Origin of the sequence: Bradyrhizobium canariense (genome assembly GCF_900105125.1) — a bacterium.
GTDB lineage: Bacteria > Pseudomonadota > Alphaproteobacteria > Rhizobiales > Xanthobacteraceae > Bradyrhizobium > Bradyrhizobium canariense_A.
In genome coordinates this window covers 3,173,438-3,189,900 of the sequence record NZ_LT629750.1, presented here as the reverse complement: position 1 = coordinate 3,189,900, position 16,463 = coordinate 3,173,438, and the positions used below count along the sequence as shown (strand labels likewise).

Annotated in this window: 24 protein-coding genes; 15 read left to right on the top strand and 9 right to left on the bottom strand. The window is 57.5% G+C overall.

Going from position 1 to position 16,463, the window contains the following annotated elements; all coding sequences use genetic code 11:
- The first annotated feature begins 129 nt into the window (after positions 1-129).
- Positions 130-405, top strand: coding sequence for a hypothetical protein (locus BLV09_RS37250; RefSeq protein WP_167558733.1), 276 nt, complete (start codon positions 130-132; stop codon positions 403-405).
- A 216-nt stretch (positions 406-621) separates the two neighbouring features.
- On the opposite strand, the gene BLV09_RS15190 is transcribed toward BLV09_RS37250, so the two are convergent.
- From BLV09_RS15190 to BLV09_RS15175, 4 genes are all read right to left on the bottom strand, one after another.
- On the bottom strand, positions 622-804 hold the full coding sequence (locus BLV09_RS15190) for a hypothetical protein (RefSeq protein ID WP_100386614.1): 183 nt from the start codon (positions 802-804) through the stop codon (positions 622-624).
- A gap of 170 nt (positions 805-974) precedes the next feature.
- Positions 975-1,394: a GFA family protein gene (locus BLV09_RS15185; RefSeq protein WP_100387576.1), complete on the bottom strand. Its 420-nt coding sequence runs from the start codon at positions 1,392-1,394 to the stop codon at positions 975-977.
- A gap of 95 nt (positions 1,395-1,489) precedes the next feature.
- Positions 1,490-1,756, bottom strand: a complete 267-nt coding sequence (locus BLV09_RS15180; protein WP_100386615.1) for a hypothetical protein — start codon at positions 1,754-1,756, stop codon at positions 1,490-1,492.
- A gap of 259 nt (positions 1,757-2,015) precedes the next feature.
- Entirely contained in the window at positions 2,016-2,564 is a 549-nt protein-coding gene (locus BLV09_RS15175) for a hypothetical protein (protein WP_146687895.1), read from the bottom strand.
- A gap of 119 nt (positions 2,565-2,683) precedes the next feature.
- Here BLV09_RS15175 and BLV09_RS15170 point away from each other — a divergent pair, with 119 nt between their 5' ends.
- Entirely contained in the window at positions 2,684-3,109 is a 426-nt protein-coding gene (locus BLV09_RS15170; protein WP_146687894.1) for a hypothetical protein, read from the top strand.
- Positions 3,110-3,188: 79 nt separating this feature from the next.
- Here the strand turns inward: BLV09_RS15170 and BLV09_RS37245 are convergent, their stop codons facing one another.
- Together BLV09_RS37245 and BLV09_RS15165 are read right to left on the bottom strand one after the other, a co-directional pair.
- Positions 3,189-3,389 carry a hypothetical protein gene (locus BLV09_RS37245; RefSeq protein ID WP_100386618.1) on the bottom strand — a complete coding sequence of 67 codons (201 nt, stop codon included), beginning with the start codon at positions 3,387-3,389 and terminating at the stop codon, positions 3,189-3,191.
- A 324-nt stretch (positions 3,390-3,713) separates the two neighbouring features.
- Positions 3,714-4,007, bottom strand: a complete 294-nt coding sequence (locus BLV09_RS15165) for a hypothetical protein (RefSeq protein WP_100386619.1) — start codon at positions 4,005-4,007, stop codon at positions 3,714-3,716.
- A 225-nt stretch (positions 4,008-4,232) separates the two neighbouring features.
- On the opposite strand from BLV09_RS15165, the gene BLV09_RS15160 reads away from it, so the two are divergent.
- Positions 4,233-4,436, top strand: a complete 204-nt coding sequence (locus tag BLV09_RS15160; RefSeq protein WP_100386620.1) for a hypothetical protein — start codon at positions 4,233-4,235, stop codon at positions 4,434-4,436.
- Positions 4,437-4,902: 466 nt separating this feature from the next.
- Positions 4,903-5,130 (top strand): hypothetical protein, encoded by a 228-nt coding sequence (locus BLV09_RS15155; protein ID WP_146687893.1) that lies wholly within the window; start codon positions 4,903-4,905, stop codon positions 5,128-5,130.
- A gap of 76 nt (positions 5,131-5,206) precedes the next feature.
- Here BLV09_RS15155 and BLV09_RS15150 read toward each other — a convergent pair whose 3' ends face one another.
- On the bottom strand, positions 5,207-5,392 hold the full coding sequence (locus BLV09_RS15150) for a hypothetical protein (protein ID WP_146687892.1): 186 nt from the start codon (positions 5,390-5,392) through the stop codon (positions 5,207-5,209).
- A gap of 510 nt (positions 5,393-5,902) precedes the next feature.
- Here BLV09_RS15150 and BLV09_RS15145 point away from each other — a divergent pair.
- The 3 genes from BLV09_RS15145 to BLV09_RS15135 all read left to right on the top strand — a co-directional run bounded on the left by BLV09_RS15145 (position 5,903) and on the right by BLV09_RS15135 (position 8,799).
- Positions 5,903-6,121 (top strand): hypothetical protein, encoded by a 219-nt coding sequence (locus tag BLV09_RS15145; RefSeq protein WP_157810274.1) that lies wholly within the window; start codon positions 5,903-5,905, stop codon positions 6,119-6,121.
- A 2,020-nt stretch (positions 6,122-8,141) separates the two neighbouring features.
- The gene (locus tag BLV09_RS15140; RefSeq protein WP_100386624.1) at positions 8,142-8,363 is read left to right on the top strand and encodes a hypothetical protein; all 222 of its coding nucleotides are present in this window, start codon (positions 8,142-8,144) and stop codon (positions 8,361-8,363) included.
- A 16-nt stretch (positions 8,364-8,379) separates the two neighbouring features.
- Positions 8,380-8,799: a hypothetical protein gene (locus BLV09_RS15135; RefSeq protein ID WP_100386625.1), complete on the top strand. Its 420-nt coding sequence runs from the start codon at positions 8,380-8,382 to the stop codon at positions 8,797-8,799.
- 491 nt (positions 8,800-9,290) lie between these two features.
- Here BLV09_RS15135 and BLV09_RS15130 read toward each other — a convergent pair whose 3' ends face one another.
- Positions 9,291-9,482 carry a hypothetical protein gene (locus BLV09_RS15130; protein WP_100386626.1) on the bottom strand — a complete coding sequence of 64 codons (192 nt, stop codon included), beginning with the start codon at positions 9,480-9,482 and terminating at the stop codon, positions 9,291-9,293.
- A 1,011-nt stretch (positions 9,483-10,493) separates the two neighbouring features.
- On the opposite strand from BLV09_RS15130, the gene BLV09_RS38790 reads away from it, so the two are divergent.
- The 7 genes from BLV09_RS38790 to BLV09_RS15105 all read left to right on the top strand — a co-directional run bounded on the left by BLV09_RS38790 (position 10,494) and on the right by BLV09_RS15105 (position 15,178).
- Complete coding sequence (locus BLV09_RS38790) at positions 10,494-10,631, top strand: DUF6538 domain-containing protein (protein ID WP_433994397.1); 138 nt, start codon at positions 10,494-10,496, stop codon at positions 10,629-10,631.
- A gap of 609 nt (positions 10,632-11,240) precedes the next feature.
- The gene (locus tag BLV09_RS15125; RefSeq protein WP_146687890.1) at positions 11,241-12,062 is read left to right on the top strand and encodes a sensor histidine kinase; all 822 of its coding nucleotides are present in this window, start codon (positions 11,241-11,243) and stop codon (positions 12,060-12,062) included.
- A gap of 85 nt (positions 12,063-12,147) precedes the next feature.
- The gene (locus BLV09_RS38610) at positions 12,148-12,375 is read left to right on the top strand and encodes a response regulator (RefSeq protein ID WP_349536783.1); all 228 of its coding nucleotides are present in this window, start codon (positions 12,148-12,150) and stop codon (positions 12,373-12,375) included.
- Positions 12,372-12,752, top strand: coding sequence for a LuxR C-terminal-related transcriptional regulator (locus BLV09_RS38605; protein ID WP_349536781.1), 381 nt, complete (start codon positions 12,372-12,374; stop codon positions 12,750-12,752). Before BLV09_RS38610 ends, BLV09_RS38605 begins: the two co-directional genes overlap by 4 nt.
- A 136-nt stretch (positions 12,753-12,888) precedes the next feature.
- Entirely contained in the window at positions 12,889-14,133 is a 1,245-nt protein-coding gene (locus BLV09_RS15115) for an ATP-binding protein (protein WP_146687889.1), read from the top strand.
- Between the two features lie 584 nt (positions 14,134-14,717).
- Complete coding sequence (locus BLV09_RS15110; RefSeq protein WP_146687888.1) at positions 14,718-14,912, top strand: hypothetical protein; 195 nt, start codon at positions 14,718-14,720, stop codon at positions 14,910-14,912.
- 77 nt (positions 14,913-14,989) lie between these two features.
- On the top strand, positions 14,990-15,178 hold the full coding sequence (locus BLV09_RS15105; protein ID WP_146687887.1) for a hypothetical protein: 189 nt from the start codon (positions 14,990-14,992) through the stop codon (positions 15,176-15,178).
- 836 nt (positions 15,179-16,014) lie between these two features.
- Here BLV09_RS15105 and BLV09_RS15100 read toward each other — a convergent pair.
- A complete protein-coding gene (locus BLV09_RS15100) occupies positions 16,015-16,209 on the bottom strand; it encodes a hypothetical protein (protein ID WP_146687886.1) in 195 nt (64 codons plus the stop codon).
- 27 nt (positions 16,210-16,236) lie between these two features.
- Here BLV09_RS15100 and BLV09_RS15095 point away from each other — a divergent pair, with 27 nt between their 5' ends.
- Positions 16,237-16,434, top strand: coding sequence for a DUF6894 family protein (locus BLV09_RS15095; RefSeq protein ID WP_146687885.1), 198 nt, complete (start codon positions 16,237-16,239; stop codon positions 16,432-16,434).
- The last annotated feature ends 29 nt before the right edge of the window (positions 16,435-16,463 follow it).

Sequence of the window (16,463 nt, the reverse complement as noted above, 5' to 3'; positions counted from 1 at the left end):
CTCGTAGGAAGCAAGGGCAGCGTCCGGCGCTAGCGGACCGCCACAAGCACTTCAGCTTCACCATCGCGTGATGTGGCCAGTTAACCGAAGGGCGTTGGGGTTTATTATTCAAACGACGGAGGACGAAAAATGAAGACAGTGATCATCGCACTTTCTGCCGCCGTTCTTATCGCCGCCGCTCCGGCCGTGCTTGCCAAGAATGTATCAGGCAAACCGGACCAGCAGCATCACACCTCCAAGAAGCACCCTCGGGTCGTCTCCGGCTACGCTCCGAGGCATGCAATGCACGCGAAGGGCTTGATGGGCTATCCGGGAGCGTTCGGCTATGCGCCCAGTGGATCCAAAGATTATACATACGAAAATTCCAGAAGTGGCGGCGGTGGCGGCGGTGGCGGCGGCATGTGAGCCGCGATAATCCCGCTCCACCGCATTTGCAATTTAAGGGCCCATCCGACGATTGCGTGGCCGGCCTCGTGATAGGCCGTGCTTCGAAGCTGTTCGTTGTCCATTTAATAAACTCCCTGGGCAAATCCCCGGCCGTGCATCTTCCTGGGCGCGCGCCAAAGCGGCCCGAAAAGGGATGGATTTCAAGAACGGCCTAACTCGAGCTCAGTCTTGGATTCACACGTGGGTGATCCCGGCGGCATCGGCTTCTCGGACAACGATCTCGCGGATTTCCTCGACTGAGATCGAGTAGCTTTGGCTAAGGCGCGTCGCATACGCCAATGAATCGATCATGCCAGCCTTTGGGGTATTGCTAAGCCGTTCCCTGATCTCCCGGATCAACTGTTCCTGCTCGGTCATTTCTTCACCTTGAGCCCGAGCTCGACTAGGCGGCGACGGTGACGCAGTCGGTCCCGCATGGATAAGCGATGGCGCCGGTGTCTCATCGCAAGGACTCTTTCGCGCAATCTCTCACTTTTCGCTTTCAGCCCCAGCGCGACCGGGTGGGCACACGCCCTTGGGGTGGTGTCTCAGGTTGAATTTTTTGGGAGGCTGCTTTGCCGGAAGTGCTCCACGGCACCATCAATTTGAACCCAATCATGTTTCGACTGTTCGAAAACCGATATGACGGGGGCTGGGTATTTTGGTTCTGCCATCGCGCCGACTGCAACGGCGATCAGCGCGGGCAGATTGCTGAGTTTCCAGCAGACCGTTGAGCCGCACTGTGGACAAAAATAGTTATGGATTTTCCCGCCGCTTGCGGCGGCATGCGTGAACTCTTTTGATGTTCCTGAGATGGTGACAACATTAGCGGGGTAATAAGCGCCTACACCGAACGGCGCGCCGGTTCGGCGTTGGCAGTCGATGCAGTGACAAGCAACGACTAGCTTGGATGGTTCTTTTGGAAGCGAGAGCGTGACTGCACCGCAGCTGCATCGAGCGTCAGCCATCGAAAAATTCTCCAATTGCTTCTGAGCAAGCAAAGCTTACCGCGAAGTATTCGACTTACCAAAATTTCAAAATGAGGCACTACGGCCCTTTGAGATTAACTTGCCTCATTTGCACAGCTGAGCATCGTCTCAATTGCATGTTCCCAATCGTCGTCGGTTGCGGAACCCTCTGTTTCCAGCTTGCCCACCAGTGTTTTCAACGCCGCCGACGCATCAGCGAGGCGGTCGCCTTCGGGCAGGGACGTGCTTATCGACTCCAAGAATTCGTGAAGCTTGATAGCTGCCTCCGCGGGAGGAAGGCCGCGCGCGCCGTGTAACGTATCAAGGGCGGCTGTCGCCAGTTGGCTACGGGGGCTGTTCATTGGTCCCGACCTTTCCTCGCCTAACACCCTCGAAATTCGTGGGCGCCGCGGGCAGCAAACATAGGCCACGAGCCCCGTCGGCTTCGTGCTTGTGGGGTGCACCGGCCGGGCCGCGCGGCATTAGGGGCGCGTGCGCGGCCCTTTGGATGAGTTGGCGACGATGGCCGGGCCCGTCAAGGCGCAACGGCGGGAGGCCCGAAAACGCGGCCTCGCTTGTGAGTTGCGGGCGTTCGCGAGGCCGCGCTAGACTACGGTTCCGTCACCGTTTGAGGATGAAATTCATAACGATCGTAGGTGGCTGGTTGTTGTGTGGCCGTCCTCCACCGGCGTTCGCGTTCACGTTGTTGATGGTGATGCCGGTTGTGGCGCTATCGATCTCAAGAGCAAAGTTGCCGCCATTGACCGTACCGCGATACAAGAAGCCTCCAATTGTCGAACTCTGTCTCTGAATCTGGCTGTTGGTGTGCGCGTGCGAGGCGGTTTCCGCCACGGTGTTGATATCCGTCAGCTCGCCGCCGGTCGCGCCCATCGTCTGCGCGTTGAGGATCGGCGAGAAGCGCGTGGCTTTCCGAGCAATCTCAGCGGCCTTCATCCCAGACTTCAACATGTCCTGCAGTCGACGATCTTCATCGGGCGTCCACGGCTTTCCTGTGTCGTCAGAACTGGCCGCAGGCGGCACAACGTGCTGCCCCGCGAACGGCCTGGTGCCAAACGACGGCCGCGGCAACCGCCGGAGCCGCCGCCTCTGAGATGCCTCCAGCGGAGAGACGAAGCCACCGACGCGATGCTGATCGGCGAGCCGTTTCAATCCCTGGCCGATGCCTGTCGCCGGCAGGCCGCGGAGGAAGCCACCTCCAAGGTCGTGAGCTTCGCCGACTTGCGCGCAAAGCTTCGGCCCGCAACAGCGTCGCCGGAGCGTTGATTTAAATGGGCTCCAACCTTGGCCGGCTGATCACCGATTATCGAACGTTGGTGGAAACGTACCGGGCGCGCGCGGACGAGCTCGGCGTCTCTCGATTGGAGATAGATCGGCTCGGGGGATTGCCGGTGGGGTACGCTGGAAAATTGCTAGGCAAGGACGGTGGTGAGCCTGACCGCAAAAACAAGAAGATGTGGCCATACGCCTTGGAATCGATGCTCGGCGTGCTCGGCCTGAACATTCTGCTGATCGAGGATGACGTCGCGGCCGCCCGCACGCTTGCACTCCGCACGCCGGTTGACCGCGCCAATCAGCGTTTCGGCAACGTCTCACGGCTCACGCCAAGGCTGGTGGCGCCACCTCCTCAGCCCGTTGATCAGCCCTCGCTAACGATCGTCAGCGGCGGACAAAAACAGGGCCGCAAACATAGCTGAAGGCCGGGGATGGTCGCCGATCTCAGCGCCGCCCGTGCGCGGTTGCGACCGCACGATGCGAGTGCGTGCCCATGACCGCTTACGCAGCGAACTCACGCCGGACTGCCACTGACAGCAATTGCTCTGCTTCCAGCGTCAGTCGAGATCCCCTGATGAGGCCTATCCTCCTCAAAGTTAGGAGAGCAACGGGGTCGCAGAAGTCCGACGAAATTCCAAGCGCCAGCGTTGCAATGGCGCGCTGCTCGTTCGTGTCCAGATCTCTCCAGGAAATGCCGTCCATTGCACACCTCGGTTCGTCACGGATCACCCCCAGACCATGAGAATCCCCGAAGGTTAAAGATTAATTAAAATTACCCGCGTGTTGGTTGCGTCTGCGTTTTCAAACCGAACAGGAAAGATGCTATGCGTAAACTTCTCACGCTCTTGATTGCGCTGGGTGCGGTGGTTCTTCGCTGCATGACCGACGCCCTTCCCCGTCGCGTCGTTACATCGGCGGCTTCACACCCTCAGCGCCAATCACGACCGCGGCGGCTTCTGAGCCGTCCTTCTTCATAACGACGAAAACCTTGCGCGCAGCTGCGAGCTGGTCGGCCGGAGCCACCGGCTACCGCTCCCGCGCCAACTTACGCTGTCCCAGTGCGGGTCTTTGCGAATCGGGATTGAACTCGCGCACGGCGTGGCGATTGACTGCCCGGAGGGTTGCGATGCGCGCGAACTCGATCGGGTCGCCACGTTCGGCCGCGCTTGTTATCAGCTCCGCGGCCGTGAGGACGACCGGCGTGCCGCGTTCGGATGAAGGGACAGTGTTAACGAGGTGCACAATAGCGTCGCGCAACGACGCCAGGCTAACGCCGCTGGGCAGCTCGATGGGTTCGGCAAAACGGCTATCCCATGACACAACGCAACTCCTCAACAGAACAGAGATTCAAGCGGGCCCGGACCAGTTGGTAGGGCGCCTTTGTTTCAGGGCAGCTTCGTCGGCCACGGAAAATGGTTTCGTGGCCTAGGATACATCCGGACGAGGAAAGGTGAGCTCAAGAGCTTTTCTTTTTTGGAGCGCCACGGAACTAACTCAACCTGGGACCCGTTGGCTTCGGTCACGGAAAAAGGGGCAGGGTAAGCAATGGCTCAGAGACCCAATCTCACTCCGGTCGACAAGCGTAAGTCGGATCGCCGCGAGGCCGAAAGGCTGGACCTGGAGAAGCATGCGCGATTGGAAGCAGGTTTGATCGATCCCGTGAGCGCCATTCAGCCGGCGCCAACCGCTGAGCATCAACACCAGGAAGGCCTATCGTTCTGGCAGGCGGTCAAGACGATGTTCAACTAGACGTCGTGATTCATCCGCCAATGCAGGCGGCAACAGGCGGCCTCCCGCGCTCCGCTGCCGGCCATGAATGTGCCTTGATTGCCACCGAGGCGGCCTTACTTTCTTGGCAAGAGCCCCAAGACAATCCACTGAATAGGAAAGAACGGAAAGAGCAGGGGGCCTAGGAGGATCAAAGCGCGTTTGCGTTGACGCCTTGGTAGCGGCTCCGAGGACAAACGATGATCAAGGAAACTAAGTTTCTTCCGAAAGCAGGCCGTAAGGACCGAACGTCTTGCGTACGCGATGTCCGACATTGAAACAGCGCATAGCTGTCCGGTCTGGTTCAAGCGTATCGCAGGCAGGGCGACGCGCCGTGCGCGAAAATGCCCGCGGCTTTTCACTTTAAATGGTCGCTTGCCAGCTTATGGTGTCCCCAATGATGATCCTTTCATTCGACCGGTACCCTAACCGATAGCTGGAGAGCTCCATGGGTGCGAAAACCACGTTCATCTGTGATTGCTGCTTTCGCGAAGCGGACGACAATTTGGGGTGGGCGCATGTCAGCGTCAGCGGCGCCAGCGATGGCAGGCAGCTCATGCCGGATGACAAACGGGACTTATGCGAGATCTGCTGGAGCCCGCTTCAGACGTTAATGAAGAAAGTCCACGAAGAGGCACGACAGAAGCGGAACTCACCCGACGCCGCCGAAACTTGAACCGGGTTTGATCCCAGCGCCGGCGAGATGCCTGCCCGGGCGAAACGGAAGCGCGATACGTTGGAAAGCTACCGGGTCACTTAGCGTAACCCTGAGAGCGGAGCCAGGCGATTTTGCGGTCTCCGTTCATCCAGTCGTCGGCGTCCGCCTTGCTCGTTAATCCGGCAATTTCGCGGGAATCGGCGCCGGGATAATCTGCTTGGATTTTCCAGTCATCGTCAGCGTCGCGGATAACCTTGAAGGTCACTTTTGCTTTTGCCATGCCGCATTATGCAGGCAATTCCCTCAAAAGAGAACCCGCACCTTTCCCTCCGCCGACTTCGCCCTGTATTCGATCTCAGCCAGCAATGCGGCTCGACCGCATTGCCTCCAGTTTTCCTGTTAACGATTTCGAGAGGTGAGCTGTTTTGAACACTATGTTGGGGAAGGGACGTGAAACACTGCCTCCATCACCGCTCCCTCTCGGCAGAAATACCGGTGACTGAGAGTCCTGTATGCTCCCGCCTGATTTTAAAGGCGCGTACCATGATCCTATATCGACGCCCGCGTTGCCCCCAATGCCAAGCAGCAACCGAACTGGCACGCGTCGCCCCCGGCCCCTCCGGCTTTGGCATTCGAACATTCGAATGCCCCGCTTGCGATCTGGTTTATCATGGCGTCGTTGATCTTATTGACCCCATGAAATCCATTGAGACAAGAGGCTGGCTCTGGAGCGAATTGCGAGCGCCAACGTAATGGCGGCAAACTACCGCGGTCAATGCGGGAGGTGATGATGGACCAACGCTATTTCAGACGGCAAGCCGACCGATGCCGCCGCCGCGCTCGCGATAGCACCGACCCAGATTTACGGGTGACTCTGTTTCGGATGGGCGACGAGTTTCAAATGATGGCCGACGAGATTGAAAACGATGAGATCATCTTCGCAGAGCGCAAAAAAGTTGAAGGAACACGACGGCTCATTGAGGGTATCGCGCTCCCGCCGGATCCATAGGAGGGCGGGGGACATGCCGTCACTTCAGCAGCGGCTCCGGCGAACATGCCGCCGCAATAGATCATGTACTTGTTGGCCCCAGCGCCAGGCCGATCAGCCAGCCCAGCGGATGGCGGCATAGCCGCTATAATCCCTCTCGCTATCACAGGTTAGCGACGGAACAGGAAAAAGGACATAATTGGGAAGAAAAGAGATCAGGCTTTCTGGTTTTGGTAGCCAGCTTGGACGGTGTCGATGAGCCTCAGTGAAGACCCTGGTTGTTCGCATTGCCGGTATCCGTTCGAAATCGTCGTTGTAAAATTTAGATTTAGTGGCACTGCCATGGTCGCGCGTTGTCCGAATTGCGCGATCGCGTGCGCTGAAGAATGGCGGGCCGCAGAATCGAAAACTCTTGATAGTGCCAGAAAGAAATCGAGCATTACTCGGGGCTTTTGGCGGGGAGCGGCCAGCAAAATGGACTCGCTTAATCTGCGATTCAGATACGTTCTCGCGTTTCTAATCGGAGCTGCGATCACCGCGGCTGCACTGCGCCACGCCGTTCACATGTATGGCGGGATCCCCCGCGAAGAGATTCGCGTGGGTGCGCTAATGGCCATTCCAGCTGTCGCGCTGGTGATAATCTTCTTCCGAGGGAAGCGCCAGCGCTGAGCGCCCTCAGCCGTGCCAAACAGAAACGGCGCTGTTACCAGCGCCGTTCTGGTGCACCTATCGCGTGGAACCGGCCCACTTCGACTGGCGCTGACGGGAGCGACCCGCTCTGGCTCTGCTGGCGTGGGAAGCCCTGGCTCGCGATCCGTTGGCGAGGCTATGCCGCATCGAAATGGAGTCAACTGGAACGACAATTAATTTTAGGCCAGTGGCTTTCACCCATCACGGCATCGCAGCATCGGGCTTGGCAGATCGCATCCAGGCTCACGTCGCGTCCTTGGATGCGTTCCAATGGCGCCCCGGCATTCGCTAGCCCAACACGCGAACGCGCATGGGCGCCGCTACCGCGTGGCGGCGCAATAACAAAAAGATCGCCCGCAGTATGCCGGCAATCAGGCCAGTGCAAAAGTCCGCGCCCGCGTCACGAAGCCTTGGCCGCAAGAGTCGCAACTCCAGAGGTAATCGATCTCGCCGTCGGATTTCAGGACGGACGCTTCAGGAGCGATCATGGAATCCGAGCATAATGAGCACCGCGGCATATTTCGTACCCGCGACCACTGTCGTCAACGACGCACTCCAAATGTTTGTTTGTCGGGTCCCTGCAAGCGTGCATGTGAAATCGCGTCGACGTTTCAACAGCGGACTTAAGTCCAGTCTACTACCGCGTCGATGAACGTTCGAGCCTGCCGGATCGCATCTACTCTCGAGGTGCAAACACCGACCGTGATTGTCTTGTTTTTGCCTACGGTCCATTTCCAGCTGCGCGGGAAAATCATTTCAATTACCGAGTATGAGATGCCACGATGTTTCATCGACAAACTCCGGCAATGGTGGTCGTTATCAACTTTGGGGGCGATCTGAGCTTATGGCGCCCTTGCCCGGATGTCACCACAAACCATACTGGGCTGAGCGGGGTTCATTGCGCTCGCCAATAGAGTCGATTTGTCGCCACGCTGTTTCGCCCGTGCGCTTCGTCTTGTGATTTCAGCCTTGCTTTGGGCGACGGTGGATCGTGGCGAGCGGAGGTTTTCGATTTATTGGCGGATAACGTGGCCATCGGGGTTGGCGCATTTCTCTACACGGCTGAACTTCCATCGGTGCCGTGATACGCTTCTTCGGCATGCTTTCTCCCCCTTCACTAGTCAAGGAATGAAGTTCCCACCAAATCAACGGCTTCGGGAACAAACTCGTTCCATGGCCAGTATGATCGGCCACGGTATTCCCGTGCGCATCGCCAAGCGGATGCAAGAGATCGCGCCACCTTAACGGTGTCCACGGTAAGCGATAGCGAACCTAAATGGGTGAAATGGAACGCTTGCACGGCATGAACATTGCTTTGTCAGCTTGGGGCTTGGCAACCTAGGAGCTTGGCATGGCAACCCAGATCGTCATGGATCACACCGGAGATACACGGCACAGTTTCGATACGGCGGATGCCGAGGCGCTGTTCAGGGCCGAGGAGCGCTTCAAGGAACTGACGCGTGTCGGCTTTACGGCAGCAGTTCGCTCCACTTCCGGCGAAGTCGCCATAAAGCGGACGTTCGATCCGACCGCTGAGGAAACATTATTCTTTCCTCGTTTGGTCGGCGGCTAATCGCCGTCCGCTTGTCATGTTCGGCTTTCTACGATCCCAAGCCGACGGTCGCTCGCGCGTCCAAAAATTGCGCGAGTGGTTCCAAGGATTTCTGGGTGAAGACCTTAGCGAAGCTCGGGGCCTAAAGCTTTTGAGCGAATGGCTATCGCCTGAGCAACGAGCGCAATTCGAGGCAGAAAAATATTTCGACGTCATCGGCTGCGATAGCGGAAAGCGTTATCGTATCCTCTACGGCTCCGCGATGAACATACAGCAACTCGACGATCGCGGCCGGCCCTTGGTTTGCTGGTGTCTGGTTCCCGATGCATATTATATCGTCCCAGGCGATGTGATGCTGGCACAGAAGATCGCGCTGGAGACCAACGAGCGCGCCGCACTGACCGTGGCGAACAAGTTCGCGCCAAGGGAAACCCAGCCCCATGTACATACTCGCTGATACCAGGGGCGTGACCTTTTTCGCAGGTGCCGATGATCCTGTTTGGCTCCTATGACTTGTTGGCAGAATAGCCTACTCCGCAGCGTCAAGCCTCAAGACGATCGCTGGCTCTAGTGCCGTCGACTGGAACGAATATACCGAGAGCAACATGTAATGGCACGTAGGACACTCCAATGCGCGGACGTCGCCAAAAATCCGCATCAGCGGCCTAGGAGCAAGAATCATTACACTGTCGCATTCAGGGCATTGAGGATGGTCTGACATTGCCATGCTTCGCACCCTTTTATGAATGGCGAGCAGCGCACCAAAGAGGGCGTTGTTCCGGTCCTCGTCTTACTAACTCAGCCCACGTCCGGCGCGTGTGAAGCCGATCACACTACCGCGGCACCGGGCGGCGTTTTCGCGCACGGCGAATGCACTTCAGAAATACCCTCCGCCAACGAAAGGATTTACGAGAACAAAAGATGCGAAAGTCCGATCTATCCAACCCACTACTTTTCTTTTGATTTCGCGGCGTCCCTTTCCAAACGCTCAGCCCTTAATCGTTCGTAGTTTTTTCGGAAGGCTTCCTGGGCTTTGTCGTATTCCGTTTTTGGCTTCTTGGTACTGGCTCCGTGAAAAGCCTTACCAGCCTCTCGCTGCGCTGGCGTGAGCGCGAGATCTTTTGACGTTTTGTCAGCCATAGATCACCTCCAAATATCAGTGACCGCTGAGCAAACGATAGCGCCATCGCGGCGTGCTGCAATCGAACTCGTGCGTTAAGCTTTATGAGGGAGCTGGGAACCGAACATGCTGGGAGGCCCAGCATAGCAGTCGGGACATACAAGGCGTTAACGTAGTTGGCGCTCAAGTTTCTAAGCTGCACGGAAATCGCCCATCAAGATTCGGCGCGTACGCCGCTTCCTTGGCCAGGAGATGATAAACGCGCGCAATTGTCCGCTGCTTCTCCTCCGCCCGGCCGACCGACATCCGACGGCGCATTCGCGAATATGTCACTGTGCAATTTCGGCAGTTCAGCAAATTCGACACTGTTTGCCTGGACGCCCGCCTTTATAATGACGGCAACGCTGCGCTCCTCGACCGCCTCTATAGTGAGGCCGGCACCGGATACTGGGACTTCAACATGATGGCATCCGCCGGACGCCGAAAATGATACGGCGCGCGCGAAAGAGCACCCAAAGGCGATGGATTTTATTCGTCAGCCAGTCCGTTCGCATCGATGGCCGCAGGACAGATCGCTACCCAGACGCTAACCGGGACGCCTGCGCGGACGTCGCCATAACAGACGAACCAGCAATCGGAACGATCAGGGTCTCGGCGGCGGATGAGCGCGGACATCCCGGCACAAGTGTGCGAGAAATGGACGCTCACTGCGCGACCAGAAATTCCTTGATACTTAAAAAGAGCTCCCTGTTTCCCGAAATATTTTCCCTGTTAATGTCGTTAGGGAATTGAACAGAAGTGCCTGCAGCACAGGAGGTTCTTGTCAAGAAACGAGCTTTCAGAACCGGAAAAGCGCGAAATTCCCTGTAAAATTCCCTGTTACCAGGGAATTTGCCCGGAGACAGGTGCGATCAGCACTGCGTCACCAGCCAAGCATCCACCTCGCCTGAAATTGCTGACGAAACCGGCCTGGCTGGGGAGCTGCCGCACAGCTCCGCGACACACTGCTGCTGCACAGGGGTTGTCGGACCATGGCTATCCACATCTTTCGTCGTGGTGTCGTCTACTATTGGCGCCGCCGCGTTTCCCACAAGCTTGTCATCTGCCTCGACCGGCCGCATGTTTTGCTGAGCTTGAGAACGACGAGCCACCCAGCGGCGCGCCACTAGCCGCTCAGCTTGACTCGGGCCAACGAACTGGTCCCGACGAAGGACCATATCCTTCGTCGACTGGTCGAGGGAGTTGCCGGCAGGCCGACCCCATGAACGCCCTCGTTGCACAGGGAAAGTACTTTCGGGGAATGAAGCTTGCGCTTGCCGAGATCGGTCGGCGCTATGGCGGGGTTCGGGTCGAGGACGCCGATTTCAAATGCTGAACTGCTCCCCAGCTGTTGGCGCCGTGACAGAGCGGCTGTCTGTCCATTGAGCGCGTCAGGTAGCGCAGTCATCCTATATTGGCATTTTTGTTTCCCTGCCGCCCGATGAGCTTCTCTGGCTCGTGAGCCGCGGGCAGCGGACGAAGCCCCCTGCCGCCGACAGCAGTGATGGCCATTTTTGAGACGCCCTGCATAAGCGTGGGATTTTTAGCCTACGCCAAATTCTCCAGAGTGGCTTATAATTGCAGACCAGACTGAGCTGTGCCCGCTTGCTCGTCCAGTCGTGAGGATATTCAAAGAGCTTATGTTCTATCAGGTCACGACCATTTAGCTGAAGGCGGTGCCGACGCGCAGGTATAGGCAATTCAGTACCGTGAACCGTTCAGGCCGAAGCGAGCATGCGATGAAGGCACGCAGACCTCCCGAAAGCAGCAGCATAGTCAGACTGGTTTGTATCCCCCGGACCATTCCGACACGACGAGCCGCAACGAATCTCGGCGTCCGGCTGTTATCGCTCCAAGAAGAAGTACAGCAGCGGATTGCATCCGACCTTCACGATTCGACGTGCCAGCATTTGATAGCCGCCAGCTTGAACGTCATGCGCCTGAGGCGCGCGTTGAACGATATCGGTAGTGCAGAGAGACTCTGCGATGATATCGATGCGTCGATCGATCAAGCACTTAGAGAAATCCGTGCCTTCACCTACCTATTGCATCCCCAAAATTTGCTTGCCGACGGACTGAAGATCACGATCGAGCATTTCGTCAACGGATTTTCAGCGCGCACTTCGTTGAAAACCAGTCTCGAAATCGCTCCCGAGGTCGACAAATTGCCCTACGCGAGGCAGCGCTCTGTGCTGAGAGTCGTTCAAGAAGCCCTTACAAACGTTTTTCGCCATGCGAAAGCGACACAGGTGAAGATCGCAATGGAAGCTACCAATACGCATTTCAAGCTTCGGATCAGCGACAATGGCCGCGGCATGCCGATCGGCCAAGTGAGATCTGGCCCTAGAGCAATGTCGTTTGGCGTTGGAATTCCCGCTATGAGAGCCAGGTTGCAGCAGATGGGAGGAACTCTTGAAATCCATTCTTCATCAACGACGGGATATAGAGGTACTACGTTGTGCGCGGTAATTCCGCACTCCCTCTCACGCAAGATAGCCCGACTGCCAGAACGGCGTCATGCCCATCTGGGGCATCACAAATTCGTTGAACAAAAGCATTAAAAGCCGGCCAGCGGCTCAAACATGAGACGAATGTAGAGAATCCAGGGAAGCTTTTAGAGACGAGCGGCAAGGATGCAATGTGTCGATGCCAGATGCGGTGCGACATTGGAGCTCTGTTCGATCGATCAAAGGGCGTGCGGGCTGGCAGGTCGTTGCTGAGGCGCATGAGGGCAAAGAGGCGGTTGCCGAGGCTGTTGAAAGACGGCCCGACGTCGCCATCGTTGACTACTCGATGATGCTTATGACCGGCCTAGAAGTTACACGGTGCATCAGGGGACATCAGCTCGTAAATACCCATTTTTACGATGCATGACTCAAAATGCGCTCGCGTTGCAGGCGTTCCAGGCAGGTGCCCGCGCATTTTTTCTGAAGTCTGATGCGAATAAAATGCTCTCGGCGGCCGTCGAGTCGTTGATAGTTCATAAGCCGTTTTATGCTGGCGCTTTTTCGAGCAAATTAAAGGGCGTGGCGAACGGGAAGGGCGACCCCAACCATTTGCTCTCGCCTCGAGAGAAGACGATCGTTAAATTGGGTGCCGAGGGATACAGCAATAAAGGCGTCAGCGCGATCTTAAATCTCAGCACAAAAACGACGGAGATGCATCGAGCGGCCGCTATGCGCAAGTTCAACATAAACTCGACCGCGGACCTGGTCCGATATGCGGTTCGGGCGAAACTCGTGGAGGCATGAGAGCGACAGTTTGTTTGTGTGGCGCAAGGTGGATCAAGACCTGAATCGACCTTCTACGGCCTCGCCGCTGTTTGCTTCGGGATCAACGGACACCCGTGAGCCATGATCGTCTAAGCTGATCGCTAGGAGAGAGAACATGAGGTCTTCGGTCATCCGGGGTGTGCAGTTTCCGCAGCAGCCCGCGCTGCAGTTGATCTATGACACCGCACCGATCGGTCTGGCATTCCTTTCGCCGGATTGTCGCTATCTGCAGATTAACCAGCGGCTCACCGAGATCTGTGGGATTTCGGTCGAGGGGCATCTCGGGCGAACGGTCCGCGATTGCGTGCCGGCGCTGGCATCTTCGGTGGAGGCGATCGTCCGCTCGATCATGGAGACCGGCGATCCCGTGACCGACATCGAGGTCACCGGCCAGCGCGCCGATCAGGTCGAGGAACGGTTCTGGATCACGCACTGGCATCCGCAGCGTGGGCCGTCCGGCGATATCATCGGCATCAATGTCGCGGCCGAGGAAATCACCGAGCGGAAACGCAGCGAACGCGAGATCCGCCGCGCCCGCGACGCCGCGGAAGCGGCGCTGCACCATCTGCAGGAGGTGCAGGCGTCGCTGGTCGAGGCGGAAAAACTGGCGGCGCTCGGGCGGCTGGTGGCCGGCGTGGCGCATGAGATCAACAGTCCCGTCGGCACCAGCCTGACCGTGGCGTCCGAACTGGAGCGCAAGAGCGCGCTGTTCGCGGCGGAAGTCACGCGCGGTGGCCTCAAACGATCGAGCCTAAGCGATTTCATCACGCTGGTTCAGAGCGCGTCATCGCAATTGGCCGGCAATCTCACGCGCGCCGCCGAACTGGTCGAGTCGTTCAAGCAGGTGGCGGTCGATGAGAGTTATCTCGATAGGCGTATCTTCGATCCCGGCGATTTGACCGAACAGGTCCTCACAGGTCTGCGGCCGGGATTGCGGAAGAACAATCTGGTGCTGGATGTCGATTGTCAGTCCGGCATAGCCATGAACAGCTATCCGGGGCCCTACGGACAGGTGCTGACAAACCTTTTTCTGAACGCCGTCGCGCACGCGTTTCCGGATCGCAAGGGAGGTCGCATCGATATCGCGGTCCGGGGGTCCGGCCTGGACGATGTCGAGATCGTCGTCGCCGACAATGGCTGCGGCATGAGCCTGGATATCCGCCGTCAGGCGTTCAATCCGTTTTTCACCACGCGTCGCCATCAAGGCAGTATCGGCCTCGGCCTGCACATAGTCCACAATATCGTCACCAACCGCCTGGGCGGGCTGATCCATCTCGATAGCGAGGACGGTGCGGGCACAACGATCCGGGTTTTGCTGCCGCGCACGGCGCCGGTTGAACCGATCGCCATAAAGATTTGACTGTATGGACCGGCCGTGCACTGCGAGCTGGATTTGATGATCCGGAGACGATTGGTCTTGCGTTTCTGCATCAGGCCCTTGCTTGGAGCAGCAGCGCTCCTGGCCATAATGGTCCGCGCGCACCCGAAGCAATTCGCCGAATCGAGAGTGGAGATCACGTAAGGCGGCAATGGTGCCTCGATTGCTTTGGCGGGTATATCGAGCATGGTGATCTAAGGGCCCGCCGAAACGGGCGCCTTTCGCTTTTTAGTTCTCGACAAGCGACTCATGATGCTCATCGATGCTGTTCAAATCGATCAGCCTCTTTTGCCAACTTGATCGACACGATCTTTTCGGTGCGGATAGTCTTAGATCAATCCATCTCGTCCTCGGCATCAAACGGTGTCATCCTCAATGGTGATCCTCGCGTGCGTGACCCGTTGCCCCCTCGAATGCATTGTCGGCGCTGGGCCAACCCGTGCCCATTGCATGTTGCGGATCGAGGGTTTTCATTGTGGAAAAGTCGAATTTCACGAACGCCGCTGGTTCCAAAGTTCACGACCGAACAGACAAGTGCCTCATTGCCGACCTAACGTTTGAGTCGCATGGTCGAACAGAGAAAAGACTTGCGGCCCGCGCTCGATCTGGAAGCCGAGGCTTTGATGGCCCTTGAAAAGGCACGAGCAATGCCGCGCGGTGACGAGCGAGCCGAGGCGCTGAAAAAAGCGGGTGCACTCCAGAATGTTGCCGTCTCGAAAGGTATCGCATTCGCGAAACGCGGTAGACCAGCGAAAACCTAAATTGGCGCGAAAGGCTGGAACGCGAAAGGCTGGAACGCGAGGTAGCCTCGACGAGCAGGCTGAGCAGGACAACGACGATGACAGAGCGCCAGACCATCGCCCTGCTTCAACTCATCATAGGTCGTCCGGCAGCTCTTAATCATTGGATTCCGCACTTTCCCTCAGCGGACTCCGCCCAGTTCTCGATCTCCGCCAGCAATAACGGCTTGACCGAGATATCGCGATGGGCGATGCGCTTGAAGCTGATCACGAACGAAAAGCCGTGACCTTCTCCCCGAGTTGGCGCGGCCTCACCATGACGGGCCGCACAGACGGCGAGCCGGGTTCGTGGTGAGTGTTGTGAACACTCACCGCGGTAATCCTCTGGCCGATAGCCGCATCTTTTAATCGGCAGGGCGGCATCGCCAGCCCAATGCGAAGCTGATCAAGCGCCGCTCGACCTTCCTTATCCGTTTCCCGCCTTGGTTGCCGTCATGCCATTAACAGCGCCATGCCGCCAACGGGGATAGTGGGGATGCCTCCAATGGATATGCCGCCACTCGGCGTGACGAAGGAGGGCCGGTTTCCGGCTCGATCGTTTCCACCGCAGGCGCATATCGAGAGGATGGACGAAGATACTTCGAGGCTCTTAAATTATACTGCCGCCATTGTTGGCGCGCCGGTGGCCCGCTGGACTGGTTGGATATGTAGCCCACTATGATTTGAGCCTTTCTCGCCGAGAAATTCGCGCTGGGGCCCTATTCGCCGCATGCATCTTTGGCGGCTTGGTTGTTGTAGAACTCTTCAGCCGGAAATGTCGCGGGGGAAAGTTGTCGAGGCGATGATGTTGTTGCGGATATTCGGGGCTTTGGCCGCGTTTACAGTGCTGCCGTTGGATTTTAATTCGGTACGGCGGGCGATAGGGCAGAATGTGACCGCGGAGCCTTAAATCAATAGCAGCGTGGATAGTCTTAAAGGAGGCGAGCGACGATGAACATCAAGGCAATATTCAGCGTCCTGGTTGTCGGCATGTTTATTGGTCTGGCCGGCCTGCTCCAAGGTGGTGAAGCCCGATCGCTGCCGAATTCAAATACGGTTGCTGCCGAGCGGATGACAACGGAGGTTAAGGGAGCGGATCGACATCGCTGGCGCCGTCAGCACCGGCGGCATCGAGGATGGTCGCATCATCTCCATCCTGGATGGTGAGCAGGCCGAGATAAGCGAAATACGCAGGTCGCCTTTCCTTGTGGTTCGCCGGATCAAGTATCAGCGTTCCAATAGACATCCGTTTAATTCTTACGTATTTGCCACTGGACACTCCTGCTTTCCGAATTATTGGAAGACGATGCGATACTTCTTCCATGTCTTTGATAGACCGAAAGTTTTTTCGGATGAAGATGGAAACCGACTTTCGGATCCTGAACTTGCGATGCGTCAGGCCAAGGTCCTTGCCGCCGGGTTGGATGAGGCTGGCGAGTTCTGTCGGGAAGATTTAGTGTTGGACGAGAATGGCAACAACATTTTCGGATGTCGGGCCACATGAAAAAGGGCCAGGAGGGCGGGACGTCTATC

What these genes read in the sequence shown, in the direction of transcription:
- BLV09_RS37245 (WP_100386618.1), bottom strand. Translation starts at nt 3,389, where the DNA reads ATGGACGGCATTTCCTGGAGAGATCTGGACACGAACGAGCAGCGCGCC.
- BLV09_RS15170 (WP_146687894.1), top strand. Translation starts at nt 2,684, where the DNA reads ATGGGCTCCAACCTTGGCCGGCTGATCACCGATTATCGAACGTTGGTG.
- BLV09_RS15140 (WP_100386624.1), top strand. Translation starts at nt 8,142, where the DNA reads ATGGCAACCCAGATCGTCATGGATCACACCGGAGATACACGGCACAGT.
- BLV09_RS15190 (WP_100386614.1), bottom strand. Translation starts at nt 804, where the DNA reads ATGACCGAGCAGGAACAGTTGATCCGGGAGATCAGGGAACGGCTTAGC.
- BLV09_RS15155 (WP_146687893.1), top strand. Translation starts at nt 4,903, where the DNA reads ATGGGTGCGAAAACCACGTTCATCTGTGATTGCTGCTTTCGCGAAGCG.
- BLV09_RS15150 (WP_146687892.1), bottom strand. Translation starts at nt 5,392, where the DNA reads ATGGCAAAAGCAAAAGTGACCTTCAAGGTTATCCGCGACGCTGACGAT.
- BLV09_RS15115 (WP_146687889.1), top strand. Translation starts at nt 12,889, where the DNA reads ATGAGGTCTTCGGTCATCCGGGGTGTGCAGTTTCCGCAGCAGCCCGCG.
- BLV09_RS15110 (WP_146687888.1), top strand. Translation starts at nt 14,718, where the DNA reads ATGGTCGAACAGAGAAAAGACTTGCGGCCCGCGCTCGATCTGGAAGCC.
- BLV09_RS38610 (WP_349536783.1), top strand. Translation starts at nt 12,148, where the DNA reads ATGCCAGATGCGGTGCGACATTGGAGCTCTGTTCGATCGATCAAAGGG.
- BLV09_RS15130 (WP_100386626.1), bottom strand. Translation starts at nt 9,482, where the DNA reads ATGGCTGACAAAACGTCAAAAGATCTCGCGCTCACGCCAGCGCAGCGA.
- BLV09_RS15185 (WP_100387576.1), bottom strand. Translation starts at nt 1,394, where the DNA reads ATGGCTGACGCTCGATGCAGCTGCGGTGCAGTCACGCTCTCGCTTCCA.
- BLV09_RS15180 (WP_100386615.1), bottom strand. Translation starts at nt 1,756, where the DNA reads ATGAACAGCCCCCGTAGCCAACTGGCGACAGCCGCCCTTGATACGTTA.
- BLV09_RS15105 (WP_146687887.1), top strand. Translation starts at nt 14,990, where the DNA reads ATGACAGAGCGCCAGACCATCGCCCTGCTTCAACTCATCATAGGTCGT.
- BLV09_RS15160 (WP_100386620.1), top strand. Translation starts at nt 4,233, where the DNA reads ATGGCTCAGAGACCCAATCTCACTCCGGTCGACAAGCGTAAGTCGGAT.
- BLV09_RS15095 (WP_146687885.1), top strand. Translation starts at nt 16,237, where the DNA reads ATGCGATACTTCTTCCATGTCTTTGATAGACCGAAAGTTTTTTCGGAT.
- BLV09_RS37250 (WP_167558733.1), top strand. Translation starts at nt 130, where the DNA reads ATGAAGACAGTGATCATCGCACTTTCTGCCGCCGTTCTTATCGCCGCC.
- BLV09_RS38790 (WP_433994397.1), top strand. Translation starts at nt 10,494, where the DNA reads ATGGCTATCCACATCTTTCGTCGTGGTGTCGTCTACTATTGGCGCCGC.
- BLV09_RS15145 (WP_157810274.1), top strand. Translation starts at nt 5,903, where the DNA reads ATGGACCAACGCTATTTCAGACGGCAAGCCGACCGATGCCGCCGCCGC.
- BLV09_RS15125 (WP_146687890.1), top strand. Translation starts at nt 11,241, where the DNA reads ATGAAGGCACGCAGACCTCCCGAAAGCAGCAGCATAGTCAGACTGGTT.
- BLV09_RS15135 (WP_100386625.1), top strand. Translation starts at nt 8,380, where the DNA reads ATGTTCGGCTTTCTACGATCCCAAGCCGACGGTCGCTCGCGCGTCCAA.
- BLV09_RS38605 (WP_349536781.1), top strand. Translation starts at nt 12,372, where the DNA reads ATGACTCAAAATGCGCTCGCGTTGCAGGCGTTCCAGGCAGGTGCCCGC.